Origin of the sequence: Methylorubrum subtropicum, from assembly GCF_038442325.1 — a bacterium.
GTDB lineage: Bacteria > Pseudomonadota > Alphaproteobacteria > Rhizobiales > Beijerinckiaceae > Methylobacterium > Methylobacterium subtropicum.
In genome coordinates this window covers 24896-51126 of record NZ_JBBXMW010000018.1, presented here as the reverse complement: position 1 = coordinate 51126, position 26231 = coordinate 24896, and the positions used below count along the sequence as shown (strand labels likewise).

23 protein-coding genes are annotated in these 26231 nt (G+C 70.2%); 10 read left to right on the top strand and 13 right to left on the bottom strand.

The window, feature by feature from the left end; all coding sequences use genetic code 11:
* The first annotated feature begins 189 nt into the window (after positions 1-189).
* Positions 190-675, top strand: a complete 486-nt coding sequence (locus AAHG03_RS21155; protein WP_342152973.1) for a phasin — start codon at positions 190-192, stop codon at positions 673-675.
* Positions 676-851: 176 nt separating this feature from the next.
* Complete coding sequence (locus AAHG03_RS21150; RefSeq protein WP_342152972.1) at positions 852-1172, top strand: hypothetical protein; 321 nt, start codon at positions 852-854, stop codon at positions 1170-1172.
* 419 nt (positions 1173-1591) lie between these two features.
* Here the strand turns inward: AAHG03_RS21150 and AAHG03_RS21145 are convergent, their stop codons facing one another.
* From AAHG03_RS21145 to petA, 8 genes are all read right to left on the bottom strand, one after another.
* A complete protein-coding gene (locus tag AAHG03_RS21145; RefSeq protein ID WP_342152971.1) occupies positions 1592-2257 on the bottom strand; it encodes a L,D-transpeptidase in 666 nt (221 codons plus the stop codon).
* A 243-nt stretch (positions 2258-2500) separates the two neighbouring features.
* Positions 2501-3307, bottom strand: a complete 807-nt coding sequence (locus tag AAHG03_RS21140; RefSeq protein WP_342152970.1) for a transglutaminase-like domain-containing protein — start codon at positions 3305-3307, stop codon at positions 2501-2503.
* 70 nt (positions 3308-3377) lie between these two features.
* Entirely contained in the window at positions 3378-3899 is a 522-nt protein-coding gene (locus AAHG03_RS21135) for a response regulator (protein ID WP_342153026.1), read from the bottom strand.
* 188 nt (positions 3900-4087) lie between these two features.
* Complete coding sequence (locus tag AAHG03_RS21130; RefSeq protein ID WP_342152968.1) at positions 4088-5215, bottom strand: transglycosylase SLT domain-containing protein; 1128 nt, start codon at positions 5213-5215, stop codon at positions 4088-4090.
* Positions 5216-5625: 410 nt separating this feature from the next.
* Positions 5626-6501, bottom strand: coding sequence for an S-methyl-5'-thioadenosine phosphorylase (locus AAHG03_RS21125; protein ID WP_342152965.1), 876 nt, complete (start codon positions 6499-6501; stop codon positions 5626-5628).
* Between the two features lie 347 nt (positions 6502-6848).
* On the bottom strand, positions 6849-7742 hold the full coding sequence (locus AAHG03_RS21120) for a cytochrome c1 (RefSeq protein ID WP_342152964.1): 894 nt from the start codon (positions 7740-7742) through the stop codon (positions 6849-6851).
* Between the two features lie 21 nt (positions 7743-7763).
* Positions 7764-9056, bottom strand: a complete 1293-nt coding sequence (locus AAHG03_RS21115) for a cytochrome b (RefSeq protein WP_342152963.1) — start codon at positions 9054-9056, stop codon at positions 7764-7766.
* 33 nt (positions 9057-9089) lie between these two features.
* Positions 9090-9638: a ubiquinol-cytochrome c reductase iron-sulfur subunit gene (gene petA / locus AAHG03_RS21110; RefSeq protein ID WP_342152962.1), complete on the bottom strand. Its 549-nt coding sequence runs from the start codon at positions 9636-9638 to the stop codon at positions 9090-9092.
* Between the two features lie 565 nt (positions 9639-10203).
* Here petA and AAHG03_RS21105 point away from each other — a divergent pair.
* A complete protein-coding gene (locus AAHG03_RS21105; RefSeq protein WP_342152961.1) occupies positions 10204-11484 on the top strand; it encodes an O-acetylhomoserine aminocarboxypropyltransferase in 1281 nt (426 codons plus the stop codon).
* Here AAHG03_RS21105 and AAHG03_RS21100 read toward each other — a convergent pair.
* The 3 genes from AAHG03_RS21100 to AAHG03_RS21090 form a co-directional block, all read right to left on the bottom strand.
* A complete protein-coding gene (locus tag AAHG03_RS21100) occupies positions 11473-12324 on the bottom strand; it encodes a methionyl-tRNA formyltransferase (protein ID WP_342152960.1) in 852 nt (283 codons plus the stop codon). The two genes, AAHG03_RS21105 and AAHG03_RS21100, sit on opposite strands and share 12 nt — an antisense overlap.
* Positions 12321-13091, bottom strand: a complete 771-nt coding sequence (locus tag AAHG03_RS21095) for an SDR family NAD(P)-dependent oxidoreductase (protein WP_342152959.1) — start codon at positions 13089-13091, stop codon at positions 12321-12323. The genes AAHG03_RS21100 and AAHG03_RS21095 overlap by 4 nt, the downstream gene beginning before the upstream one ends.
* Positions 13092-13218: 127 nt before the next feature.
* Positions 13219-14526 (bottom strand): capsule biosynthesis protein, encoded by a 1308-nt coding sequence (locus AAHG03_RS21090; RefSeq protein WP_342152958.1) that lies wholly within the window; start codon positions 14524-14526, stop codon positions 13219-13221.
* Positions 14527-14862: 336 nt separating this feature from the next.
* On the opposite strand from AAHG03_RS21090, the gene AAHG03_RS21085 reads away from it, so the two are divergent.
* The 4 genes from AAHG03_RS21085 to AAHG03_RS21070 all read left to right on the top strand — a co-directional run bounded on the left by AAHG03_RS21085 (position 14863) and on the right by AAHG03_RS21070 (position 20953).
* On the top strand, positions 14863-16794 hold the full coding sequence (locus tag AAHG03_RS21085) for a capsular polysaccharide export protein, LipB/KpsS family (RefSeq protein ID WP_342152956.1): 1932 nt from the start codon (positions 14863-14865) through the stop codon (positions 16792-16794).
* A complete protein-coding gene (locus tag AAHG03_RS21080) occupies positions 16791-18266 on the top strand; it encodes an LTA synthase family protein (protein ID WP_342152955.1) in 1476 nt (491 codons plus the stop codon). Before AAHG03_RS21085 ends, AAHG03_RS21080 begins: the two co-directional genes overlap by 4 nt.
* A 166-nt stretch (positions 18267-18432) precedes the next feature.
* On the top strand, positions 18433-19617 hold the full coding sequence (locus AAHG03_RS21075) for a polysaccharide biosynthesis/export family protein (protein WP_342152954.1): 1185 nt from the start codon (positions 18433-18435) through the stop codon (positions 19615-19617).
* Positions 19618-19837: 220 nt separating this feature from the next.
* Positions 19838-20953, top strand: coding sequence for a branched-chain amino acid ABC transporter substrate-binding protein (locus AAHG03_RS21070; protein WP_342152953.1), 1116 nt, complete (start codon positions 19838-19840; stop codon positions 20951-20953).
* An 8-nt stretch (positions 20954-20961) separates the two neighbouring features.
* On the opposite strand, the gene AAHG03_RS21065 is transcribed toward AAHG03_RS21070, so the two are convergent.
* Positions 20962-21537: a tyrosine phosphatase family protein gene (locus tag AAHG03_RS21065; RefSeq protein ID WP_342152952.1), complete on the bottom strand. Its 576-nt coding sequence runs from the start codon at positions 21535-21537 to the stop codon at positions 20962-20964.
* 115 nt (positions 21538-21652) lie between these two features.
* Here AAHG03_RS21065 and AAHG03_RS21060 point away from each other — a divergent pair, with 115 nt between their 5' ends.
* Together AAHG03_RS21060 and AAHG03_RS21055 are read left to right on the top strand one after the other, a co-directional pair.
* Positions 21653-22750, top strand: a complete 1098-nt coding sequence (locus AAHG03_RS21060) for a TRAP transporter substrate-binding protein (RefSeq protein ID WP_342152951.1) — start codon at positions 21653-21655, stop codon at positions 22748-22750.
* 461 nt (positions 22751-23211) lie between these two features.
* Positions 23212-24603, top strand: a complete 1392-nt coding sequence (locus AAHG03_RS21055; RefSeq protein WP_342152950.1) for a deoxyribodipyrimidine photo-lyase — start codon at positions 23212-23214, stop codon at positions 24601-24603.
* 1 nt (position 24604) lies between these two features.
* Here AAHG03_RS21055 and AAHG03_RS21050 read toward each other — a convergent pair whose 3' ends face one another.
* Positions 24605-25396 (bottom strand): hypothetical protein, encoded by a 792-nt coding sequence (locus AAHG03_RS21050; protein ID WP_342152949.1) that lies wholly within the window; start codon positions 25394-25396, stop codon positions 24605-24607.
* A 99-nt stretch (positions 25397-25495) separates the two neighbouring features.
* Here AAHG03_RS21050 and AAHG03_RS21045 point away from each other — a divergent pair, with 99 nt between their 5' ends.
* Entirely contained in the window at positions 25496-26122 is a 627-nt protein-coding gene (locus tag AAHG03_RS21045) for a Pr6Pr family membrane protein (RefSeq protein ID WP_342152948.1), read from the top strand.
* The last annotated feature ends 109 nt before the right edge of the window (positions 26123-26231 follow it).

Sequence of the window (26231 nt, the reverse complement as noted above, 5' to 3'; positions counted from 1 at the left end):
GGACGGGCTCACGATGGCTTGTGCAACTTAACACGCACCGGACATAGACACGGAAGCCCGCCGACACACGTTTATCAACTGGTAACCCTAATCGGACGCGGTGGGGCTGGAAAAAGTGCCACCCCCGCGCTATGTTGCACTGCACAACGCGCGAGAGCGCCGAATCACCCGAATAGAGAGGAGCATCCCATGGCCAACACCCCGAACTACGAGATCCCGAACGAGATGCGCGACTTCGCCGAGAAGAGCGTCGAGCAGGCCCGCAAGGCGTTCGACTCGTTCCTCGGCGCCGCCCGCCGCACCGCCGACACGGTGCAGGGCTCGACCGACCTGGCGCGCACCAACGCCACCAACCTCTCGACCCGCGGCTTCGAGTTCGCCGAGCAGAACGTGAACGCGGCCTTCGACCTCGCCCAGAAGCTCGTCCGCTCGCGCGACGTGCAGGAGGCGATGCAGCATCAGGCCGAGTACGTCCGTTCGCAGTTCGCCGCGATCCAGGCCCAGGCCAAGGAGTTCGGCGGCCTCGCCCAGAGCGCGTTCCAGCAGAGCGCCGAGAACGCCAAGAGTGCGATGCAGCAGGGCGCCAGCGAGGCCCGCGCGGCCTACGAGCAGGGCGTCGAGACCGCCCGCGAGAACGCCTCGGACGTCCAGAAGGCCGCCAACAACCACCAGTAATCTTTTGGGATGACGGTCGGGGGCCCCGAGCCCCCGGCTGCCATCGACGGCCCGCGCCCCCGGCGCGGGCCGTTTTTCGTTGGGCCTGCCCGCGCCGCTTTTTCGCCGCCGGGGAGCGCCAGACACGTCGGCCTCAGCGACGCGCCCTCGGCGCGATCTTTCGGAGTGTCCGACCCATGCGTTCCGTCCGTCGCCTCGGCCTCGCGGCCCTGGCTCTCGTCGCGGCCGGCAGCCTCGCCCCCGCCCACGCGCAGTACTACGATGACGGCTACGACCGTCCCCCGCCGCGCCGCATCTACCGCGAACCCGATTACGGCCGCCCGCCGCCCCGGCCGATGGGCCTGAACTGCGACGCGGTGCAGAGCGGCATCTCGGGCGACCAGCCCTATTCCTGCCCGCTGCCCGGCCCGCGCCCGCTCGGCGCGCGCTGCTTCTGCGACATGCCGATTTCGTTCCTAAACGGCCCGCAGACGGCGGTGGGCCGCGTCTCGCCGTAACGAAAAGGCCGCGCTGGCTCTCACCAGCGCGGCCTTCTTTCCTTTTGGCCTCAAGCGCCGGCGGTCGCATCCGCGACCTCAGGCTTCTCGCTTTGCTAGAGCAGCGATCGTAAAACGCGACGCAAGTCCCTCCCCCCTCTGCGGGGGAGGGTGTCCGCGGAGCGGACGGGAGAGGGGCAGCGCGACGGTACTGCCTCGCCGCCGTTGTCCCGTCATCTCCGGAAGCCGGGCTCCCCTCTCCCGACCCCCTTCAGGGGCCACCCTCCCCCGCAGAGGGGGGAGGGATGCGGCGGCGGCGTTGCGTTCGAAAACATTCACTTCGCTCTAGACGCCTCGGCTATGCCGAGGCCGCTCGAGCGGGGCGCTCTTTGCGCCCGGCCGACGGCACCATCGCTCGGTTCCGAGCGATGGCCGGCGGATCAGTTCACGATTACCGTGGCACCGACCTTCACCCGCGAATACAGGTCGGTCACGTCCTCGTTGGTCATGCGGATGCAGCCCGACGACACCGCCTGACCGATCGTGTCCGGCTCGTTGGAGCCGTGAATGCGGTATTCCGAGGTGCCGATATACATCGCGCGCGCGCCGAGCGGGTTCTCGACGCCGCCGGCCATGTAGCGCGGCAGGTCGGGGCGGCGGGCGATCATCGCGGCGGGCGGGGTCCAGCTCGGCCACTCGCGCTTGGCGGTGATCTTGTTGACGCCGCTCCACGTGAAGCCCGGGCGGCCGACGCCGACGCCGTAGCGCAGGGCCTGGCCGTTGCCGAGCACGAGGTAGAGGCGGCGCTCGGCGGTGGAGACCACGATGGTGCCCGGCGCGTAGCGGCCCTCGAAGGACACGACCTCGCGCGGGATGCGGGCGACCTGCGCCTGCGCCTCGGCCGAGCCGTAACCGTAGCTGCCCTGAGCCGCCGAGCCGCGCTGGCTGCCGTAGGGATCGTAGACCGGCCAGCCGCCGCGCGACGGCTCGGCATAGGTCTCGTCGGCATCGGAGCCGAAGGGATCGTAGGGCGAGGCATGAGCCGCGCCGGCCGCAAGAACACACATGCCGACAGCGCCGGCGAAGACAGATGCCAAGGTCTTCATGGGGTGGTCTACCTGTGCAGGAACCTTTGCCATTTAAAGCGTGACTGTGGCTTTTGGGTTCCAGCCGAATCGCAGATTTTGCACAGGACGGGTGTGCGGCGGGACACCCGAGCTTGACAGTCAGAGCATCGGCCCGAAAAGTGGGAACCGGTTTTCGAAAAAAAGCCGATGCGGCACAACAACCTAGCGATTCGTTCTGGATCTGTGATCCAGAACGAATCGCTAGAAACGCCGCAGCGCGGCTCAGCCGACTTCGTCGGTGTGAACCCCGAAGTTCACAAGCTGCTGAAAACCGAAATTGGTGGTGAGCGCGCAGTCGGTGGCGTCGCGGCCCCGCGCCATCACGATGCGGCCGATGCGCGGGCGGTTGTGGCGGGCGTCGAACGTGTACCAGCGCCCGTCGAGCCAGACTTCGAACCACGCGGAAAAGTCCATCGGGTCCGGCACCGGCGGCACGCCGATATCGCCGAGATAGCCGGTGCAGTAGCGCGCCGGGATGTTCATGCAGCGGCACAGCGCGACGGCCAGATGCGCGAAGTCGCGGCAGACGCCGACCTGCTGGGTGTAACCGTCGAAGGCCGTGCGGGTGGCGTCGGCCTGCATGTAGTCGAAGCGGATGCGGTTATGGACGTAATCGACGATCGCCTGCACCCGCGGCCAGCCGAGCGGCGTCTGGCCGAACAGCTCCCAGGCGGTGGCCGAGAGTTTGTCGGTGTCGCAGTAGCGGCTGCCCATCAGGAACACGAGGACGTCGTCGGGCAGGTGCTGCACCTCCGCCTGAGTAGCGGTCGGCACCACCGGATCGGGCAGGCCGGAATCGGCGACGATGAAGTCGGCCGCGATGGTCAGGCGCCCGGCCGGCGCGACGATGCGGGTGCAGATGTTGTCGAACCGGTCCGTGTAGCGATGCACGGGCACCGGCGGATCGAAGGTGATGGTCTCCGGCGTCACGAGGTCGTGCACCCGCGACGGGTGGAGATTGAGCATCAGGATCATCGGCGTCGGCTGAACCGACTCGAAGGTGATGTCGAAGCCCGTCCGGATCTGCATGGAGTCGGTTCACCTCCTGCCGCCCGGCCCGGGCGGCCGGGGGAGAGCCTGCAAGAGGCGCGCCTTTTATTCAGGCAATCGGCGGCGCCCGGTCGCGGCTGGCGCGCTCGGCCTCCACCAGCACGTCGAAGGCGCGCCAGGGCTTGGGAATGAACACGGCGCCCTCGGGCAGGGCCTCGCCGGGCTCGGGATCGACGCCGGAGGTGACGACGAGCCGGGTGCAGGGCCAGAGCGTGGCGATGGCGCGGGCGAGCTGCACCCCGTCCATGTCGCCGGCGAGCCGAATGTCGGCGAAGACCAACGCCACCTCGCCGCCGTGCTCCTGCAGGTAGGTGAGCGCCTGCTCGGCGCTGGCGCAGCCGACCACGTGCAGGTCGGTCTCCTCCAGCACGCTCTCGGCGAGTTCGCGGGTCTCGTCCTCGTCCTCGACCACGAGGGCGATGCGGAAGCCGGGCGCGGGCTGTTTCGCGCGGGCCTCGCGCTCGGCGCGGTCGACGCGGCGCACCAGGGCGGCCAACTCGTCGGGTAGGCCCTCGGCCACGAGGTTGTCGTAGCAGGAGGCCAGCGCCTGACCGATCTGGTCGAGCTTCATGCCCGGCAGGAGCGGATCGTCGATCCGGCTCGTATACGACTGATCTCGAAACAGGCCCTTCAAGGCAAAAAACCCTCCTCTCTTACGGGGCGGCCGAAACGGGCCGCGCCCCACAACAAAGCGAGCGGACGCTTGTCAGTTGCGTCGAAGGGTGAATTTCGAGAGTCGCGCGGCGGGCCGCCGCGGGGTCATTGCACCGTGTCGGCGTCGGCGGTGAGGAGCAGGCCGGCGACGCTGCGGACGTCGCGGTAGCGGTCGCCGCGGGTGCTCATCATCGCCTCGAACTTCTGATGGACCTGGGCCACCGAGAGGCTCGCGGGCTTGCGGTGGCGACCGCGGCCGGTGGTGCCGGCGAAGAAGATCGAGCGGTTGGCGCGCGCCGGGCCGGGCAGCAGGTTCGCGGCGGCGGCGGTCGGCTTGTCGACCACCTGCGACAGGAAGTTCTCGGCGTCGTCCGCCCCGAGGAAGTGGGCGAGATAGACCTCGCCGAGCGTCAGCTCGCGGCCGATCTTGAGGGCGATGCGGGCAGCATCCCGCTTGAGCATCTCGCCGGCCATCAGGGCGGAGAGGTAGGGATCGCGGCGCATGTCGAGGATGCGGGCACGCTCAGACTGGTCCTGCACGCTCGGGCGGTCGTTGCCGTCCGGCACCACCAAGGCGGCGTCCTGGGCGTAGCCGTATTTCGGGCCGAAATCGCGGATCACGCCGAGCCACGTGCGCTCGATGAACTGGTACAGGCCCGTCGCCGAGGAGGTCTTGGCCTGGACCGCGGTGATGAAGCTCGATTCCTTGTCGGCCACCGCCATCAGCAGCACCGGATCGGTCTCGACGGCCTGCGCCGCCTTGACGATGGTCTGGACGATATGGCGGCGGATCTTCATCGGCCCGAATTCGAGGATGTCGTTCGGGTCGCCGGTCGAGGTCTGCGACAGCAGGAAGTCGTAGGAGACCCGGTCCACCGTGCGCGCCGTCAGGTCGGTGTCGAGGCCGTCCACCGCGCGGAAGCTCGACGAGGCCGCGACCACCGAGGGGACCGGCGCCTCGACCGAGACGGATTGAAGCCGGGGCTTGGGCATCGTCAGCTCGGCGGCCTTGGTCGAGGCCTCGGCCCGGCCGAGATCGGTGCCGGCGTTGAGCAAGATCGCGCTGAGGCCGCCTGCCAGCAGCGTCATCGAGAGGACCGAGCGCAGGAGCGCCGGGCGGCTGCCGTGCTCGCGGCCCGGACGGGCGGCGACGGAGATGACGTCGGAGGTGGTGCGCCCGGTCTTGCGAGCGTCACGGGTGGTACGCGGCGATCCGATCGTGCGGCCCTGCATCTGTCTCGTCACCCAATCCCAAGGTCGGTGCCGTCAGCGGCGTGTGAGCAACAGTTACGCCTCCGCTTGTGGCGCAAACACGGCCGAGGTTGTGGCATCCCCATGGCAGGGCGGGGCGATTTGCGGGCAAGCTCAGCCGTTTGGCCGATTTTCCCCGTCATCGTCCACAGCGTTTTGGATCGGCGGGGTGGCGGGGCGGTGCGAAATCGGAGCTTGGCCGTATCCGTTGCGACACGGATAATCCGATCCTCACCCTCATCCTGAGGTGCTGCGCAGCAGCCTCGAAGGAGGGCTCCGGCCAGCCGCGCGATACACTGGAGGCCTCCTTCAAGGCTCCGCTTCGCTGCGCACCTCAGGATGAGGGGATTTGAGGGGAGGGGCCGGTCGAAGGAGCGGCCCGTCCGAGATGGTCAGCCGCCGAGCACGCGCCCCGCCACGGCATCGAGCTTGGCCAGCAGCGCCGGGTCGCGGTGCGAGGGCGCCGTCATGATCGCGCCGTCGAGCGCCCGGTGGGAGCCCGCCGGGCAGTCCTCGCGCTCGGCGGGGAAGTCGCGGGCGACGCGGGCGACGAGCTGGGCCGCGCGGGCGGCGTTGGCGCGGGCCACCGCGACCACCGAGGCGACGTCGACGCTGTCGTGGTTCGGGTGCCAGCAATCGAAGTCGGTCACCATGGCGATGGTCGCGTAGGTGATCTCGGCCTCGCGGGCGAGCTTGGCCTCGGGCAGGTTGGTCATGCCGATGACGTCGTAATTGGCCGCTTTGTAGGACTTCGATTCCGCCAGCGACGAGAATTGCGGCCCCTCCATGCAGACATAGGTGCCGCCCTTGTGCACCGTGATGCCCTCGGCTTCCGCCGCCGCCGCGATGCGCCGCTGCAGCCCGGGGCCGACCGGATGGGCGAAGGGCACGTGCGCGACGCAGCCGTTGCCGAAGAACGAGGTCTCGCGCGCGACCGTGCGGTCGATGAACTGATCGACCAGCACGAACAGGCCGGGATGCAGCTCGTTGCGGAACGAGCCGCAGGCCGAGAGCGAGACGATGTCGGTCACGCCCGCGCGCTTCATCGCGTCGATGTTGGCGCGGTAGTTGATGCCGGACGGCGAGAGCCGGTGGCCGCGCCCGTGGCGGGCCAGGAACACCACCATGGTCTCGCCGATGCGGCCGATGCGCAGCGCGTCGGACGGTTCGCCCCAGGGCGAGGTGATCGCCTCCTCGCGGACATCCTCCAGGCCGGGCAGGTCGTAGACGCCCGAGCCGCCGATCACGCCGAGAATCGCTGCCGTCATGCGGATCTTATCCCTTGTGCCGTGTTGCGTTGCTGCTCCGCGCAGCCGGGCGGTTGCGTCTGCGCGCGTCTTCCGCCCACGATGCCGTCTTGTCGTGACGCCTGTCCGGTGCGGTATCCGCCCCGGTTTTTGCCCGATGCCGTCGCGGACGGCGCAGGCGGGCCGGGCGGTCGCCGGCACGCTCCGGCGTGCGGGCGTCCCGTACCGCGCGCGAAGCGCCGGCCCGACCGCCCTCCCGGCGGCGGCTGACGACTTCGTGAAGCCCTCTTAGCCGCGGGGGCATCCTCAAGCAAACGGGCCCGCGAGGGGCCCGTTCGTGAGGTTCCGAAGGCGGGTGGTGAGGCCCGTCAGTAGGTCTTGTGCAGTTCCGGCTGGAGGCCGTGGACCTCGCCGCCGACCTTCTTCCAGACCTGCTTCTTCACGTAATAGAGCAGGCCGGCCAGCACGATCAGGAACAGGATCACACGCAGGCCCAGCGCCTTACGGGCCATCATGTGCGGCTCGGCCGCCCAGGCCATGAAGGCCGCGACGTCGTGCGAGTACTGCTCCACCGTCTCCGGCACGACGGGCTGGCCCTTGTCGTCCTTCGGATAGGTGATCTGGCCCTCGCTCAGCGGATTCGGCATCGCGATGACGTGGCCGGGATAGTACTTGTTGTAGTAGCCGCTGCCCGGCATCTCGAAGCCCTTCGGGGCGTCCTCGTAGCCGGTCAGGAGCGCGTGGATGTAATCGACGCCCTGCTCCGAGTAGCTGGTGAAGGGCAGCGCATCGAACACGAACCACGGGAAGCCGCGCTCGTAGGTGCGGGCCTTGGCGAGCACCGAGAAGTCCGGCGGGGCCTTGCCGCCGTTGGCGGCGGCGGCCGCCTTGTCGTTCGGGAAGGGCGGCGGGAAGCGGTCGGCGGGGCGGGCCGGACGCTCCTTCTCGGCGCCCGAATCGTCCAGTTCCTTGACGCTATAGGTCTCGGCGAGCGCCTTGACCTGCGCCGCGCTGAAGCCGGGGCCGCCCTCTTCCGAGAGGTTGCGGAAGGCGACGAGCTTCATCGAATGGCAGTTGGCGCAGACTTCCTTGTAGACCTGGAAGCCGCGCTGGAGCTGCGCCTGATCGAACCGGCCGAACATGCCGGCGTAGCTCCACTTCTCGCGCGGCGGCTGCGGGGCGTGGCCGTCCTCGGCGCGGAGGCCGGTGGAGCCGAGGGCCGCCGCGAGAAGGCCCGCGGCGGCGAGGAGGGCGATGCGCATACCGTGTCTCCTCAAGGGTGCTCAGCCGCGCTTGGCGGGTTCGGCGGCGGCGCCCGCGGGCATGCCCGATCCGCTCACCTGCTTGCCCGGTCCGGTCACGGTCTCGAGGATCGAGCCCGGCACGCGGTCCGGCGTTTCGAACAGGCCGACGAGCGGCATCACGATCAGGAAGTGGGCGAAGTAGTAGGCGGTGCAGATCTGCGAGGCGATCACGTAGCCGCCCTCCGGGGGCTTCGCGCCGAGCCAGCCGAGCAGGACGGCGTTGACGGTGAACACCCAGAAGAACACCCGGTAGACCGGACGGTAGTTGCAGGAGCGGACCCGCGAGGTGTCGAGCCAGGGCGCGAAGGCGAGGATCAGCACCGCGCCGAACATCAGGATCACGCCGCCGAGCTTGTCCGGCACGGCCCGCAGGATCGCGTAGAACGGCAGGAAGTACCATTCGGGCACGATGTGGGCCGGGGTCACCGACGGGTTGGCCGGGACGTAGTTGTCGGCGTGGCCGAGGTAGTTCGGCTGGTAGAAGATGAACCACGCGAACAGGATCATGAACACCACGACGGCGAACACGTCCTTGATGGTCGCGTAGGGGGTGAAGGGCACCGCGTCCTTGCTCGACTTGATCGGGATGCCGGCCGGGTTGTTCTGGCCCGTCACGTGCAGCGCCCAGACGTGCAGGACAACGACGCCCGCGATCATCCACGGCAGCAGGAAGTGCAGCGAGAAGAAGCGGTTGATCGTTGGGTTGCCGACCGAGTAGCCGCCCCAGAGCAGGCTCTGGATCGTGTCGCCGACGACCGGGATCGCCGCCAGGATGTTGGTGATGACGGTGGCGCCCCAGAAGCTCATCTGGCCCCACGGCAGGGTGTAGCCGAGGAAGGCGGTGGCCATCATCAGGAGGTAGATGATGACGCCGAGCAGGTAGAGCACCTCACGCGGGGCCTTGTACGACCCGTAATAGAGGTTGCGGAAGATGTGGACGTAGACCGCCACGAAGAACATCGACGCGCCGTTGGCGTGCGCGTAGCGCAGGAGCCAGCCGTAATTCACGTCGCGCATGATGTGCTCGACGCTCTCGAACGCGTTGCTGGCGTTCGGGTCGTAATGCATCGCCAGCCAGACGCCGGTGATGATCTGGATGCCCAGGAACGCGATCAGGATCGCGCCGAAGGTGTAGAAGTAGTTGAGGTTCCGCGGAACCGGGAAGGCCACGAAGGACGAGTGCACCAGGCCGACGATCGGCAGGCGGGACTCGAACCACTTCGCGGCGCGGCTCTTCGGGACGTAGGTCGAGGTCGCGTGTGCGCTGCTCATCGGATGCCCGCTCCGGCTTCTCGTATCCTGGATTTACGCGACGGCCTTGCCGCCCTCTTCGCCGATCGTGAGCTTGGTGTCGCTCGCGAAGACGTAGGGCGGCAGGGGCAGGTTCGTCGGCGCGGGGCCGCGGCGCACGCGGCCGACGGCGTCGAACTGCGAGCCGTGGCAGGGGCAGGCCCAACCCTCGAAGTTGCCCGAATGGCCGATCGGCACGCAGCCGAGATGGGTGCAGTTGCCGTAGGCCACGAGCCACTGGTCGTGGCCGGTCTTCACCCGGTCGGCAAAGGGCGCCGGGTCGATCATCTGGTTGAGCGGCACGGCCTTCATGTCCGTGATCTCCTTCTCCGTGAGCTTGCGCACGAAGATGAGCTTGCCGCGCCAGAACACGTTGACGATCTGGCCGTCCTGAATCGGGGTCAGATCGACGTCGAGCGGCGCGCCCGCCGCGACGGTGGCGGCGTCGGGCGCCATGGAGGCCACGAAGGGCCACGCTACCGCGCCGGCGCCCACGGCCAATCCTGCACCGGTCGCGAGAAACAGGAAGTCGCGCTTGGTGCCCTGAGGTCCTTCGTCCGCCAAGGTGCAACTCTCCCGTCAGTCGCTGCGCCGAAGCCTGTCAGGCCGGGCTGCGGTGCGAGACCGCCGCGCCCGCGTCTGGAGGCTTTCGAAATTGAACCTGTCGCAATGGCAGACACCATTGCCCGGCGGCAATCAATGCGACCCGCGGTCACCGGATTGCCGTGATTTCCTCGACGCGCTCTCTGACATGCCAGATACGAACGTGTCCAGACTGCCGCGCTTGCCGCCTGTGCGGCGCGGCAACGATCCCCCGGGATCGTCAGGGGCGCGATGGTAACGGTAGGACGCAGCATCCGTCTGAAACCTCCGCGCCGTCATTCCGGGGCTCGCCAAAAGCGAGAACCCGGAATCCACGACTGGCCGCGACGGAGGCAGCTCAAGCCGGGCATCCCGCATCACGGGTGGATTCCGGGTTCCGCTACGCGGCCTCGGAATGACGGTGGTGGGTGTGGGTCGGCCCGTCGCTCGGCTTGAACCCGGCTGCGCAGCCCTGCCTCCCTCGCATCCACCCTTGCACCCCCTGAGACCGGGGGCGTAAACGGCGGCTCCCAGAGGAGTTTTCGCGATGACCGACCGCCAGCCCGGCTTCAACACCCTCGCGATCCACGCGGGCGCCACCCCCGACCCGGCGACCGGCGCGCGGGCGACGCCAATCTACCAGACCACGAGCTTCGTGTTCGACGATGTCGATCACGCCGCCTCGCTGTTCGGGCTGCAGGCCTTCGGCAACATCTACACCCGCATCACCAACCCGACCAACGCGGTGCTGGAAGAGCGCATCGCGGCCCTCGAAGGCGGCACGGCGGCGCTCGCCGTCGCCTCGGGCCATGCGGCGGAGTTCCTGACGCTGCACGCCCTGATGCAGCCGGGCGACGAGTTCGTGGCGGCCAACAAGCTCTACGGCGGCTCGATCAACCAGTTCAACCATTCCTACAAGAACTTCGGCTGGCAGGTGGTCTGGGCCGACACCGACGATCCGGACTCGTTCGAGCGCGCCATCACCCCGCGCACCAAGGCGATTTTTTGTGAATCCATCGCCAACCCCGGCGGCGTGATCACGGATATTGCCGCCCTCTCGGTGATCGCCAAGCGCCACAACATCCCGCTCATCGTCGACAACACGATGGCGACGCCGTACCTGATCAAGCCGTTCGAACACGGCGCCGACATCGTCGTCCACTCGGCCACCAAGTTCTTGGGCGGCCACGGCAATTCGATCGGCGGCCTGATCGTCGACGGCGGCACGTTCCAGTGGCAGGGCGATGCGCGCTACCCGATGCTGTCGCAGCCCCGGCCGGAATATGCCGGCATGGTGCTGGCCGAGACCTTCGGGAATTTCGGCTTCGCCATCGCGGTGCGGGTGCTGTCGTTGCGCGACCTTGGGCCGTCGCTGTCGCCGTTCAACGCCTTCCTGATCCTCAACGGCATCGAGACGCTGCCGCTGCGGATGCAGCGCCACTCCGACAACGCGCTCAAGGTCGCGACCTTCCTCTCCGGCCACGACCTCGTCGATTGGGTGAGCTATCCGGGGCTGGAGACCGACAAGTATCACGCCCTGGCGCAGCGCTACACGCCCAAGGGCGCGGGCGCGGTGTTCACCTTCGGGCTGAAGGGCGGCTACGAGGCCGGCGTGAAGCTCGTCTCGAACCTCCAGCTGTTCAGCCATCTGGCGAATATCGGCGACACCCGCTCGCTGGTGATCCACCCGGCCTCGACCACCCACCGCCAGCTCACCGACGCGCAGAAGTCGGCCGCCGGCGCCGGCCCGGAGGTGGTGCGACTCTCGATCGGCATCGAGGATCCGCAGGACCTGATCGACGACCTCGACGCCGCCCTACGGGCCTGAGGCGAGGCGAAGCGCGGCCCGCCAGTCGCCGCGGTCCACGAGAGGCAGGCCCGCCCGGTGCATCCGGGCGAGTAGGTCCCGGTCCGGGAAGCCGCGATAGGGCAGGACCGGCACCGTTTTTTTGCCACTTGGCACCGCGCCTTGCTCGGTGATGTCGGCCAAGACGTCCTCGAGCAGCTCCCGCCCGCGCGCGTGCAGCAGCATCGCGGCTCGGGTCGCGCTGGTGCCCGGTGGGAGCGGCACCGCCGCCTGCGCCAGGATCGCCCCGGCATCGATCGCGGCAGCAAGCCGATGGACGGTGACCCCGAAGGCGCGGTCGCCGTCGGCGAGCGCGTGCAGGGTCGGCGTCGGCCCGCGATGGCGCGGCAGCAGGCTCGGATGGACGTTGAGGCCGCCGAGCGGGGCGCGTTCGAGGGTCGCCGCGGAAAAGATCTGGTCGAAGTGGAACGAGACGATCAGGTCGGGCGCATGCGTGGCGAAGGCGTCGGCCACCTCCGGCCCGTTCACGTCGTCCACGCTCATCACCGGGATGCCGAGGCTGCGGCAGAGCGGCGCCAGCGGCGTCGCCTCCGGCGGGCCGTTCCGGCGCAGCGTCGTGGATAGGCCGTTGATCAGGTCCGGCAGGCCGAAATTGACCGCGAGATAGGGCAGGATGCGCAGCCCCGAGCGGGCGAGGTGGCGGCGCACCTGCGCCACGAGTCCACCGGCCGAGGGGCGCTCGGCGCGCGACAACCCGACGAACGCGATTTTTTCGCAGTTGTCGGCGACGAACCGGCGCAGCGCGCGGGCGTTCGGCAGGGCCTCCAGCGCGAAGATCGCGAGCCGCGGTGCGGCCCTCATCGGCGCGGCCGGTTGCGGAAGCGCAGGCCGTGCAGGCCCAGCGACCGCACCCGTTCGGGCACCAGCAGCGCCCCGCGGGCCAGCGCCGCCAGCGGCCAGGGGAAGGCGACCACGTCGCGGTCGCGCTCCAACCCGTGCAGGATGCGGGCGGCGGCCTCGTCCGCGCTCATCTCCAGCGGGCGCCAGCCCTTGATGACCCCGCCCATCGGCGTCCTGACATAGCCCGGCGTCACCACGCTGACGCGCACGCCGAGCGGCCTCAGCTTCGTCCGCAGCGCCAGCCCGTGGGCGAGCAGCGCGGCCTTCGCCCCGCTATAGGCCGGCGCGTCCGGCAGCGGCGCGTAAGCGGCCAGCGAGGAGACCAGCGCGATCTGGCCGCGTCCGCGGGCGCTCATCAGGCTGACGGTGGGGAGCAGCACGTTGAGCGCGCCGCCGTAATTGATGTCGGCGGTCTCGAACGCCGTCGCCTCGGTCTCCAGCGCGCCGGATGGGTGGCCGCCGTTCACCGCGGCGTTGACGATGACGAGGTCGAGCGGGCTCTCGGTGTCGATGGCCCGCAGCCACGCCCCGACGGTGTCGCGTTCGCGCACGTCGAACAGGCCGGTGCGGACCTGCGCCCCGAGTCTCCGGCATTCGGCCGCCACCGCATCGAGCCGCGCGCGGTCGCGGCCGGTCAGGACCAGATTCGCGCCTAGTTGCTGTGCGCAGAGCCGCGCCAGGGCGGCGCCGATGCCGCTTGAGGCGCCGGTGATGAGGATGACGGGCATGAACGGGGGATGGGGTGCGGGGCGCGGCCTGTAAAGCCCGCCGTCTCAGAGCGCCTCACAAAACGCCCGATCACCGGGAGCTCTCCTTCTGGGCACGGCAGCCCAGCGGGAGTTTCGTGAGAGGCTCTCAGTAGGCCGGCGAGAGCCGTCCGGCCCGCTCAGAACCCTCGCGCCGGTCGCGGGCGGCGGCGAGTGCGGCGGGCGGCAGGGTCGCCTCCAGCCGCGGCACCGCGCCGGCCACCGCCCGCTCGATGGCGGACGGCGAGAAGTAGCCGCCGTTGATCTGGGTGCGGTGCATGACGACCCGGCGGAAATCCTCCATCAACTCCCGGTCGGGCGCCTTGGGATCGGCCCAGAAGGTGTCGATGTCGCCCTGATGCGTCAGGCCCGGCATGTTGTAGACCGCCTGCCCGAAGGCGAGCGTCGGCCTGCCGCGCTCCAGCGCCAGCATGCCCACGGTCGAGTTCACCAGCACGACCCCGCGGCTGCCGTCGATCAGCTTGGGCAGGTCGCCGCCGTCGATGAAGTCGAGCCGGTCGTTGCAGCCGTGGCGCTTGGCGGCCTGCCGGGCGCGCTTGCGCCAGTTCATGATGCCGCTGTCGAGCGGGTGCAGCTTCACGAGCAGCCGCGTCGGCGCGCTCGAATGCCGGGCGAACGAGGCGATCACCCGGTCCATGAAGCCCTCGACGCCGAGGAACGGCGAGTGGACGCGGATCTGGTAGTCGCTGTCGAGCTGGAGCGGCAGCAGGAAGTACTGGGCGTCGACCGCCTTGTAGTTCTCGCCGACCTGTATGGCCTGCCGCCGGGTGCGGTTGCGGCGGACGAACTTCCGGATCCAGCCGCCGTACTCGGCGACGATGTGGTTCGGCCGGTGGCTGCGGAAGCCCGGATAGAGGTAGGGGAAGCCGACATTGGCGATGTTGAAGCCGATGTCCCAGACGCTGCGGCGGGTCATGTCGCCGGTCAGCGGCATGGCGCGCCCGGCCTGCGGCAGCTTGCGGGCGAGCGCCCGGATCTCTTCCGCGGTCTTCGGCAGCGGGGAATTGCCGTTCACGCCGCCCTGCTCGCAGGTGATCCAGTAGGGGCGGACATACCCCTCCTCGAACACATGGATGCGCACGCCCATCGGCTTGGCCACCTGGATCGCCGCCTGATGGTAGGGCCGGCAATCGCCGAACAGCACGATGTCGGTGATCGAATGCGTGCGGATATAGGCCTCGACGTAATCGTCCCAGCCGTCGCGGTTGCCGCGGTAATTGTCGGAGGGCAGGCGCCAGAACAGCCAGTCGCCAGCCGAAAAGTTGATCCGGCGGACATTGTGGCCGCGGTCGCGCAGGGTCTGGCCGAGATCGGAGAAGAACGGCGACGCGATTCCCTGCAGGAACAGGAACGTGGCGGCTTGGCTGCCGGAAGCGTCTGCGCGAGGCTGCGTCATTCCGAGGCGCGGTGTCCCTGATCCCGAAGGCGGCGGGGTGACGGCATCTGATACAGACGCCTCGCATGGCGTCCCCGGCCTCCGCAACCGCGTGCCCGGAACGTCAACACAATTCACGATCTCCGTTGCCGTCCAGCCACATCCGTAGCCGGAACGGTTTTTCTTTCTCGCGCGATTGCGGCTCGCTTGTGTCGAATCGGGCCGTCATCCCCAGGATTCCCGCAATTCCTGCCGGATGGCCGGGCGCTGTGTTCGAGGGGCCGCTGTCGGCGCTTGAGGCGAAGGATGGGAGACAGCCTCGCGCCGGGGCACCCCTTGGGCTAAGGCGGGGCCATCATGGCCGATGCGCCCCCTTCCGCGGCCCCCGCGCTGCCCCGTTCCTTCCTGCCGCTGGGCCGCCCGCTGCGCCGCCTGCGCGCCGAGATCGAGGCCTGCACGGGCGTCGCCTTGCGTCTCGACCGGCCCGGCACGCCGGCGCTGTGGACGCCGGGCGCGGCCTTTCCGGCCGGCCGGGCCGTGGCCCTGCGGGTCGCACCGGGGCCGCTGCTCAGCCCCTACGATTCCCCGGCCACCGGCCTCACCACCCTACGCCTGAGCCATGCCGGGCGCCCCCTCGGCGGTGGGGCACCCGCCCCTGGGCTCGCTCTGTCCCTGAGCGCCGCGCGGCTGAGCGGCTTCAACCGCTTCCCCGAAGGTTTCTCGGATACACAGGGCGCCTTCGCGTCCCGGCCCGCGCTCGCCCTGATCGACCCCGATCTCGCCGCGACGGGTCGCGCGCCCGCCTTCCTGGCGCGGCTGCTGCGGGCGTATCCCGACGAGCGTTTCGTCGCCGCAGGACCGGAGGGCTGCCCGGCCGCCGGCCTGCCGCGCGACCCGCGCCTCACCGTCATCACCGCCCCCGTCGATCCGTTCGCGCTGTTCCCGCTCGCGACCCGCATCCACGTCGCCTCCACCGCCGCGGCCTGCGAGGCGCATCTCGCCGGCCTGCCCGCGCTCGTGACCGATCCGGCGCTCGGTCCGGTCCCGATGGAGGCGACGGGTTCGCTGGCGCTCCGCTACGGTGCGGGCGTCCACGCCTTCGATCCCTGGACGCGCCGGCCGATCCCGCTGATCGAGGCGGTCGAGCGGGTGGCGTGGCTGCGGGCGCGCTTCCGCGGCAACGGGCGGCGCGTCGTCCTCGTCGGCGTCTCGGGCTGGAAGCGCGAGGCGCTCGACGCCTTCGCCGATGGCCCCGAGGGGCGCCCGCTCCACACCATGGAGGCCGACGCGGCGGTGGCGCTTGCCAAGGCCCACGACGGCGCGGTCTGGGCCTGGGCGACCCGCTGCCCCGAGGCGCTGCCCGGCCTCTGCGAGGGGGCCGGCCTGCCCTTCGCCCGCGTCGAGGACGGGTTCCTGCGCTCCGTCGGCCTGGGGGCCAGCCTCAAGCCCGGCGCCTCGATCGTGGTCGATGATCGCGGCATCTATTACGACCCGCGGGTCGAGAGCCGGCTCGCCCATCTCCTCAAGGAGACGGCGTTCCCGCCCGAGCTGACCGAGCGGGCCGGAGCCCTGCGCACCGCGATCGTGGCGCGGCGGCTCAGCAAGTACAATGTCGGCCTCGCCGCCGCCGGCGCGGACTTGCCGCAAGGCCGGCGCATCGTGCTGGTGCCGGGGCAGGTCGAGGACGACGCCTCGGTGCTCACCGGTTCGCCGGAAGTGCGCGGCAACCTCGCGCTCCTGAAGGCGGCCCGCGCCCGCAACCCGGACGCGTTCCTGCTCTACAAGCCGCATCCCGACGTGGAGGCGGGCTTCCGCCAGGGCGCGATCCCCGAGGCCGAGGCGCTGCGGCTCGCCGACCGGATCGTCGCCGGCCTGTCGATCGTCGATCTCCTCGACCGGGTGCACCACGTCGAGACCATGACCTCGCTGGCGGGCTTCGAGGCGCTGATCCGCGGCCTCACCGTCGCGACCCACGGGCGCCCGTTCTATGCCGGCTGGGGCCTCACCGAGGATCTGGCGCCGGGGGCCGACCGGGGCCGCCGCCTCGCCCTCGACGAGCTGGTGGCGGGCGCGCTCCTGCTCTACCCGCTCTATCTCGATCCGGTGGCGATGAAGCCCTGCACGCCCGAGCACCTGCTCGACCGCCTCAGCGAGGCCCGCGCCGACGCCCCGGCCAACGCGCTGGCGCTCAAGGCGCTGCCGCATGCGGTGATGCGGGCGCGCTACGCCCTGCTCAACCCGATCCTGCGCCGCCTGCGCACCCGCCGCGGCGTCGGCCCCGGACGGTGAGCGTGCTGGCGCCGCTCGCCCTCGCGCTCGCCCTGTCCTTCGCCGTCGAGGCGGCGACCGGCGCACGCCGCCCGAGCCTGCGCCCCGCCGACCTTTTCGTGCGCGGCGTCGGTTACACCTTGCTCACGGCGTTCTGGTTCGGGTTCTCGTGGCGGCCCTGGCTCGCCGCCGCCTCCTGCCTGCTGACGGTGGCGATCCTGGCTGCTGTCGATCGGCTCAAGCGGCGGATCATCGGCGAGCCGCCGGTCTTCAGCGATCTCGCCCTGCTGGCGCAGGTGCCGCGCCATCCCGAGCTGTACTACACCCGCTCGCTCGCCGATCCGCGCGCGAGCGTGCCGCTGCTCCTCGGGCTCGCCGTCGTTGCGGCGTGGTACGCCCTGGAGCCGACCGTGCTTCCCGGCGGCGCGGGCCCGGCGCTGGCGACCGTCGCAGCCCTGCCGCTGGGGCTCGCCGCCCTCGTCGGGCTCCTGCGCACGCCCCCCGGTCGGGCCCTCGTGCAGCGCCTCTTCCCGAGCCCCGACCTAGCGGCGGATGTGGCCCGCTACGGCATCGTCGCGACCATGATGGGCTACGCCCTGCGCCGCCGCGACGAGGTTTCCTTCGGAGTCGCTCCGCCCACGCCTGCTCTGCCGCCCGGCGAGCCGGATGACGAGGTGATCGTGCTGGTCCAGCTCGAATCCTTCCTCGATCCGACGCGGATCGGCGGCCCGCCGCTGCCGGTGATGGACCGCATCCGGGCGCAAGCCGAGCAATACGGGCGCCTCGCCGTGCCGGCCCACGGCGCCTACACCATGCGCACTGAGCACGCGGTGCTGACCGGCCGCGAGCCCGAAAACCTCGGCTTCGGCCGCTACGACCCCTACCTCGCGGGCAAGGGCGACGAGCCGACGAGCCTCGCCCGGCTCGCGCGTGCCAAGGGGTTCGCCACGGTCTTCGTGCATCCGTTCCACCGCGACTTCTTCGACCGGGCGCGGGTGTTCACCCGCCTCGGCTTCGACCGGCTCGTCATGGAGGAGGCATTCTCGGACGCGCCCCGGATCGGCCCCTACGTCGCCGACGAGGCGGTGGCCGAGCGCATCCTGGCGGAAGTGGCCGGCGAGGGGCGCCGCTTCGTCTTCGCCGTCACCATGGAGAGCCACGGCCCCTGGAATGCGGGGCGCCTGCCCGGCATCGCGGCCGGCCTCGCGCAATACGCCCACCACGCCGCCGGTACCGGCCGCGCCGTCGAGCGGCTGATCGACGGGCTGAAAGGCCGGCGGGCGACGCTCTGCGTCTTCGGCGACCACGCCCCCTCGCTGCCCGAGTGCCGCCCGCAGCCCGAGGGCCCGGTCGCGACCGACTACGCGATCTTCCGCTTCCCGGCGCCCGCGGCCCCCGAACCCCGCCGGATCGACCTCACGGCGGCAGACCTCGGCTGTCTCCTGCGGGACGCATTGGCCGCAAATCGGCCGGGATTAAAGCGTCAAGCGTGACCGTATCCCGTGGCCGGCGTAAGCGTGCCCGGCGCTCGCCGCCCGTCGGCGACCGCGTTCGCCGTCGGCTGGAAGGCAGCGTTAAATGGATCGCAGCAACTCCCCGGCCATGCTCCGCCGACAGGAACCGGCCCGCCGGTCCGCCCCGTGCCGGTGGGAGATGGTCATGAGCCGTACGGCCTCGCGCGCTGCCGCGCTTTCCGTGCTCGCCGCCGCGCTCGCAATGTCGGGCTGCTCGGTCCTGCCGACCATGGGCCCGACCGCGCGGGCGATCGACGGCGGAGCCGACGTCGCCACCGCCGAGGGCGTCTTCGCCCGCTATGAGATCATCGACGTCGATTCCGCCATCGTCGAGGCCCTGCGCACGCGGCCCCTCGACAGCCTGCTCGTCACCTTCGGCGACAACCGCCCGGCGGCCGAGCCGCTGATCGGCGTCGGCGACGCGGTCGCCGTGCAGGTGTGGGAGGCCGGTTCCGGCGGCCTTTTCTCCGGGCCGCTGGTGGCCGACCGCTTCTCCGCGGGCTCCAAGTCGGCCATGATCCCCGAGCAGATCGTCGGGCCCGACGGCGCGATCTCGGTGCCGTATGCCGGCCGGATCAAGGTCGCGGGCCGCCGTCCGCAGGACGTCCAGACGCTGATCGAGAGCGAACTCGCCGGCAAGGCGATCCAGCCGCAGGTGCTGCTCACCGTCACGCGGCCGGTCTCGCAGTCGGTCACCGTCACCGGCGAGGGCGCGGCCGGCATGCGCGTGCCGCTGACCGGCCGCGGTGATCGCCTGCTCGACGTGATCGCGCTGGCCGGCGGCATTCGCACGAACGTGGCCGAGACCTTCGTGCGGCTCTCGCGCAATGGCCGCACCGTCACCGTGCCGATGAGCACGATCGTCTCGAACCCGCGCGAGAACATCTTCGTCCGCGCCAACGATACGCTGACGCTGGTGCGCGACCCGCAGACCTTCCTGTCGGTGGGGGCGGTCGGCACCAGCACCGAGATCCCGTTCGGCGCCGAAGGGCTGTCCATGGCGCAGGCGCTCGCCCGCGCCTCCGGCCTCAGCGACACCCAGGCCAACCCGGAAGGCGTCTACATCTTCCGCTACGAGCCGGCGGGCGTGGTGCGGCGGCTTCGGCCGAACTCGCCGCTGCTCGGCGCACCGCAGGTGCCGGTGGTCTACCGCGTCAACATGCGCGACCCGCAGAGCCTGTTCCTCACCCAGTCGTTCCGCATGCGCAACCGCGACCTGCTCTACGTCTCCAACGCGCCGTTCTCGGAAGTCGCGAAGGTGCTCAGCGTGGTCTCGACCGTCGCCTCGCCGGTCGGCTCCGCCGCCAACATCTACCGACTGTCGCGGTAAATCCCGGATTAGGACCATCGTCCGGCCCGATTTGTCCCCGTTCGTCCGAAAGGCCGACTTGCCAGCGGCGCGCGCGCATCGTTCCATGGGGCGGGGAGGCCTCGCGCCCGGTCGGACCGGTGCGGGGCGCAACGAGAAACAGGACCGTCGTCCTGAACGGCGGCAAGGTTTCGGGCCCATAGACCTTGGCAAAGGCGCGGGCGGCTGGGAAACAGGCGACATGACGGTCCGACGCCTCCTCGTCCTCGGCACCCTGCTGGCCGGGCTCGCCCTGTCCGGCGCCGCACCCGCCGCCGCGGACATCACCGTCGGCGTCGCGGTACCGCGCACCGGCCCCTACGTCGCGGTCGGCGAGCAGGTGCTGCGCGGCGTCCAGGCGGCGGCGCGCGACGCCAACGCCAAGGGCGGCCTCGACGGGCAGACCATCGTGCTCGACGTGCAGGACGATTCCTGCGACTCGAATCAGGCGGTCGCCGTCGCCAACCACTACGTGAAGTCCGACGTGCGCCTCGTCGTCGGCCATGTCTGCTCGAACGCCTCGCTCGCGGCCTCCGAGGTCTACGCCGCGAACGGAATCGTGATGATCACCGCGGCCTCGGTCGCCGCCAAGCTGACCGACCGCTCGTTCCCGACGATCTTCCGGGTGTGCGGCCGCGACGACGACCAGGGCAAGCTCTCCGCCGCGATCCTGGCCGAGCGCTACCGCGACCGGAAGATCGCGATCCTCAACGACCTGTCGCCCGCCTCGCGCCAGTTGGCGGCCTCCACCAAGGACAACCTCAACCGCATCGGCGTGAACGAGACCGTGTTCACCGCCTTCCAGGCGAGCGACGCCGACGACGCGGCGCTTGCCGACCGGCTGAAGGGGGCGGGCATCGACGTGGTCTATTACGGCGGCGACGCCTCCGAGATGGGCCGGCTGGTGCGGATCTCGGCCGAGCGGGGCTTTCGCCCGCAATGGTTCGGCACCTCGGCCATCGCCACGCCGGACTTCGCCAAGGTCGCGGGCGGGGCCAGCAACGGCGTGCTGATGACCTTCTACCTCGACCCGAGCCGCAAGCCCGAGGCGCAGAGCGTGGTGGCGGGCTTCAAGGCGCAATCGATCGAGGCCGACGGCTCGATGATCTACGGCTACGCCGCGCTCCAGGTGCTGGTGGCGGCGGGCAACTTCGCCCACAGCACCGACCCGGCGGTGATCGCCAAGACGCTCCACAGCGAACGCTTCGACACGGTGCTCGGCACCGTCGGCTTCGACGCCAAGGGCGACATCACCGCGCAAGGCTACGTGCTCTACGTCTGGCGCGACGGCAATTTCACGCCGGCGAAAGGCAACTGAGCGGCGGCCTAACCCCGCAGCGCCGCGTCCACCTCCGCCCCGCGGCCGAGGTCGCGCATGATCGCGTCGAGATGCGGGCGCTTGCGCAGTTGCAGGGCGTGGAGCTTTCGCACCGCCTCGCTCAGGCTCCCGCCCCTCCCCAGAATCTCGTCGGTGAAGGCGATCATCCGGGCGTTCGGCCATGCCTTCTCGCGCTGCTCGTGCAGGCGGGCGATCAGGGTCTCGGCGGGCGTCTCCGGCTCGGCCTGCGCGAACAGGCTGGCGAGTGCCGCGGTCGAGCGCGAGATGCCGACATGGCAGTGGACGAGGATATGGACCTCCCCGTCTGACGCCGCCGCATCCCGGCCGAAGGCCAGGATCGTCTCCATGTCCCGACGCTCCGGCAGGACGACGCCCGGCGCCGGCGCGATGGCGTCGTGGAAGCGCAGCGTGATCCGCTGGTGGGTGCCGTAAGTCGAAAAGGCGGTCGGGTCGGCCCGGTCGGGGTCGAGGATCGACAGCACATGGCTGACGCCGCGCGCCTCATGCTCGACGAGTTCGTCGAGGCCGCAGACGGTGTGGAGATGGAGGTTTTCGGTATGCACGGGGCGGCTCTAGCACGGGACGGGCCGCCAAGCGACGCTTTCCCACCCGTCCCCCCGCGTGTAAGGCAGCGTGGCGGCGGACCCGAGCCGCCGGGATGCGAGGCCGGACGACACGATGCCCCAGCCGATCCTGCCCCGGCGCGCGCTCCTCGCCGCCGGCCTCGGCGCCGCCGCGCTCGCCGCCCCGGCTCAGGCGCAACAGGCCGCCCCGGAGCTGCGCTGGCGCCTCGCCTCGGGTTTCGCGCGCAACCTCGACATCCTGTTCGGCGCCGCCGAGAATTTTTCGAAATCCGTCTCTGACGCGACCGACGGGCGCTTCCAGATTCAGGTCTCGGCCCCGGGCGAGACCGTGCCCGCCGACGGGCTGCTCGACGCGGTGTCGGGCGCCAAGGTCGAGATGGGCCACGCCCCGGCGACGCTCGGCATGGGCAAGAACTCCGCCTTCGCGCTCGCGGCCGCCATGCCGTTCGGGCTCAATGCGCGGGGCCAGAACGCGTGGTGGCTCCAGGGCGGCGCCGCCGAGCTGTTTTCCGAGATCTTCGCCAAGCAGGGGCTGACGGCGCTGCCCGGCGGCAATACCGGCGCGCAGATGGGCGGCTGGTTCCGCAAGGAGATCAAGACCGTCGCCGATCTCCAGGGGCTCAAGCTGCGGGTGACCGGGCTCGGCGCCACGGTGATGGCCAAGCTCGGCGCCGCGGTGCAGGCGACGCCCGGCCCCGAGATCCTGCCCGGCCTGGAGAGCCGGGCGCTCGACGCCGCCGAGTGGATCGGCCCGCACGACGACGAGCGGCTCGGCCTGCAGAAGGTCGCGCCGATCTACCATTACCCCGGCTTCTGGGAGGGCGGCGCGATGCTGCACTTCTGGATCAACGCCGAGGCCTGGAAGGGCCTGCCCAAGACCTATCAGGCGATCCTCAAAGGCGCCGCCGCGCAGGTGAACCAAGAGGTCCAGGCCCGCTACGACGCACGCAACCCGCAGGCCCTGCGCCGGCTCGTCTCCGGCGGCGCGCAGCTTCGCCCGTTCCCGCAGGACGTGATGGAGGCCGCCTGGAAGGCCGCCAACGAGGTCTACGCCGACCTCTCGGCCAAGAACCCGGACTTCAAGCGCATCTACGAGGCGCTGCGCACCTTCCGCAACGAGGAATATCTCTGGTTCCAGGTGGCGGAATACACCTACGACAACTTCATGATCCGCGCCCGCGCGCGCGGATGAAGGATTTCGGGCAAAAAAAAGCCGCCCTTGCGAGGCGGCCCGAAGTCTAGGGAGGAAACGCCCAAGGAGGGCAGCGGGACCGAGGACGCCGTCCGCGTTCCCGCAATGCACAAACTGCGCGCTCCCCGGATTTTTTCAAGCGGCCCGGCCCGCAATAGTCGTTTCCAGGGGTGTTCGGCCGCACATCGATCCGGCCTGTATCCGAAATGTCGCATACCAATTCGACCCGGTTTCCCAAGGTTTCGCGCGCCCGAATGGAGTAGACGGCCGGTCTCGAATCTCGCCATCCGGTTGAGCCGGCTCGCGATTTCGCCGCCGCGCGGCGCCCGAAGCCGTCCCCGTCCAAAGCCGCGTCGGTCCGCGCGGGCAACCTTCGTCCGGCTGGCGCATTCGTCGCGGCAGCGGCCGTCCGGGCAGGCCCGCACCGAATCACCCCGCCCGGTCCGGGACCTGCACGACCCATGGCGATTCAATCCGCGCGCATCCGCATCCTGCGGGACGAGCCGCCCCGCGAGGGCGCGGATTACGTGCTCTACCTGATGCAGCAATCGCAGCGCGCCGCCTTCAACCCGGCGCTGGAACTTGCGGTGGAGGAGGCGGGCGCCCTCGGCCTGCCGGTGCTGGTCTGCTTCGGGCTACTCGACGGCGCCAACGGCTTTCCCGAGGCCAACGCCCGGCACTACGCCTTCATGCTCCAGGGCCTCAGCGAGGTCGCCGACGCCCTGGAGAAGCGCGGCATCGCCTTCCTGATGCGCCGGGGCACGCCGTCCGAGGTCGCCCTCGACCTGGGCAAGCGCGCCGCCCTGCTGGTGCTGGACCGCGGCTATCTCACGATCCAGCGGCGCTGGTACGCCGAGATCGAGAAGGGGACGGCGTGCCGCGTCGTGCAGATCGAGGGCGACGTGGTGGTGCCGGTCGAGACCGCGTCCACCAAGCACGAATACGCGGCCCGCACGCTGCGACCGAAGCTCAACAAGCGCTTCGACGAGTTTCTGGAAGAACTGAAGCCGCGCAAGGTCGCCAAATCCGCCGAGGGGCTGAAGCTCAAGGGCGGGCTCGACGTGTCGGACCCCGACAAGCTCCTGAAAAAGCTCACCCTCGATACGGTCGTCGGCCCGGTGAAGCGCTTCCGCGGCGGCCACGGCGAGGCCTCGCGCCGCCTCAAGGCGTTCCTGAAGGATGGGTTCGAGGGCTACGGCGCGGGCCGCAACAAGCCGGAGGCCGGCGCGGCCTCGCACATGAGCCCCTACCTGCATTTCGGGATGATCTCGCCGGTCGAGATCGGGCTCGCGGTCCGCGCGGCCAAGGCCGGCGATGCCGACGACCGCTCGGCCTATCTCGAAGAGCTGATCGTCCGGCGCGAACTCGCGATGAACCACGTGTTCCACACCGAAGGCTACGACGCCTACGACACCGCCCTGCCGGATTGGGCGAAGAAGACGCTCGCTGAGCACGCCGACGACCCGCGCCCGAAACTCTATTCGGAAGAGGAGTTGGCCGAGGGCAAGACCCACGATCATTACTGGAACGTGGCGATGCGCGAGATGCGCGAGACCGGCTACATGCACAACCAGCTGCGCATGTACTGGGGCAAGAAGATCTTGGAATGGTCGTCCTCGCCCGCCGAGGGCTTCGCCGTCACGCTGCGGCTCAACAACCGCTACTTCCTCGACGGGCGCGACGCCAACTCCTTCACCAACGTCGCCTGGGTCTACGGCCTGCACGACCGCCCGTGGCAGACCCGCAAGATTTTTGGCAGCGTGCGCTACCAGAGCGAGAACTCGTTGAAGAAGTTCGACGCCAAGGCCTATGAGCGAGCGGTGATCCGGCTGTGCGAGGCCGAGAAGGGCTGAACTACGCCCGCCAATCCCAAAAACCGGCGACGCGGTGCAGCAGGCGGCGGCCGCGGGCGGCCTCGCCGAAGGGGGCGAGTTCCCAGATCCACGACCGGTCGGGCTTGGCCAGCCGCACGCCGTAGAGCAGGTCGTGGCGGGCGTGGACGCGCCCGTCGCGGTCGGCCTCCTCCTCGTCGAGGTCGGTGAGGAGGCAGACCTTCGCGCTCAGCGCGGCCAAAGCCGCGAGGTGCGCTTCCACGATCCGCCGGCCGAAGGCGTCGCCGTCGTCCCGCGTCCACGTGCCGATCGGTCGGCGCGCGCCCTCCAGCCGGGCGACCGGGCGGATCGGCAGTTGCGACAGGAGGTTGGCCGAGATCACCAGCCCGGTCTCCGCCTCGGCGCAGACCGGCGGCAGGCGCGGATCGAGCTCAGGGGCCGCCCCCGTCAGCAGCGCCATGGCGCCGCTCAGGTCCTCGGTCAGCAACTCGACGTTCGGACAGTCGCGCACGACGCGGCGCGTGGCGAGGGGATGCACGGCATCGACCAGCACCACCCGGCGAAATTCCTTCGTGAGTTCGGCCAGCGGCACGTCGTCGAGGAGGCCGGAGCCCAGCACGACCGCGGTGTCGCGCCGCTCGCACAGGCGGATCGATTCCTTGATGACCGCGCGGCTCGCAGCGAGATGCGGCGCCCAGGCCGCCCGGCAGCGGTTCGCCCGCGATTCCAGCCATATGCTGTCGCGCAGGTAGCCGAGCCGCCGCTGGGCGGCGGGGGCGGGCGTCGCGAGGTAGCGCAGGACATCGATGAGCACGCCGGGACACGGCCGTCACCGGGCCCTCCTGTCAAGGATCGCGCCGTCATCGCCGGGTCGCCGAGCCGCGGCATTCTCTTTTTCGGTAAATCGGCCGTCATGATCCTCTCCCCCAAAGCCCGCCTCGCCGCCGCGCTCATCGCGCTCTGCGCCGCCCTCGGCGTGGCGGCGGGCTTCTGGGCCGTCTACGGGCGCACCGGCTCGGCTCCGGGCGCGGCCTGGTTCATGGCCCGCTACTTCACCAACCTCACCGGCCTGCTGGTCACGGTCGTCTTCGCCGGGATCGCGCTGGGGCGCCGACAATTCGCGAGTTCGTGGCTTGTCGCCGGCACCGCGCTGGCGACCCTCCTCGTCGGGATCGTTCAGCGGATGCTGCTGCACGGCCTCAAGCAGCGGCAGGGCGGCGATCTCGTCGCCGACATCCTGCTGCACCAAGCGGTGCCGATGCTGGTGCCGCTGTTCTGGCTCGCTTTCCTGCCGAAGGGGCGGCTCGGCTGGCGCGATCCGTTGCTCTGGGCCTGCTACCCGCTGGCCTATCTCGGCTACGCGCTCCTGCGCGGCTCCCTGGAGGCGCGCTATCCCTATCCGTTCCTCGATGTCGGCCGGCTCGGCTGGGGGCCGGTGCTGGCTTACGCGGCGGGCATCGCGGCGGCCTTCCTCCTCGTCGGCGGCGGCATCGTCGCCCTCGACCGGGCGCTCGGCGCCCGGCGCGGCCCGTCTCAGTAGTCCGCCATGCAACGCTTTGCCGGTGTTGTGACTTGCCGAGCCGTCCGTCCGCCTTCCTTCGCGGGCGCCATGCCCTAGTTTCAGCGCCGTGCTCCGGTCCAGCTTGTCC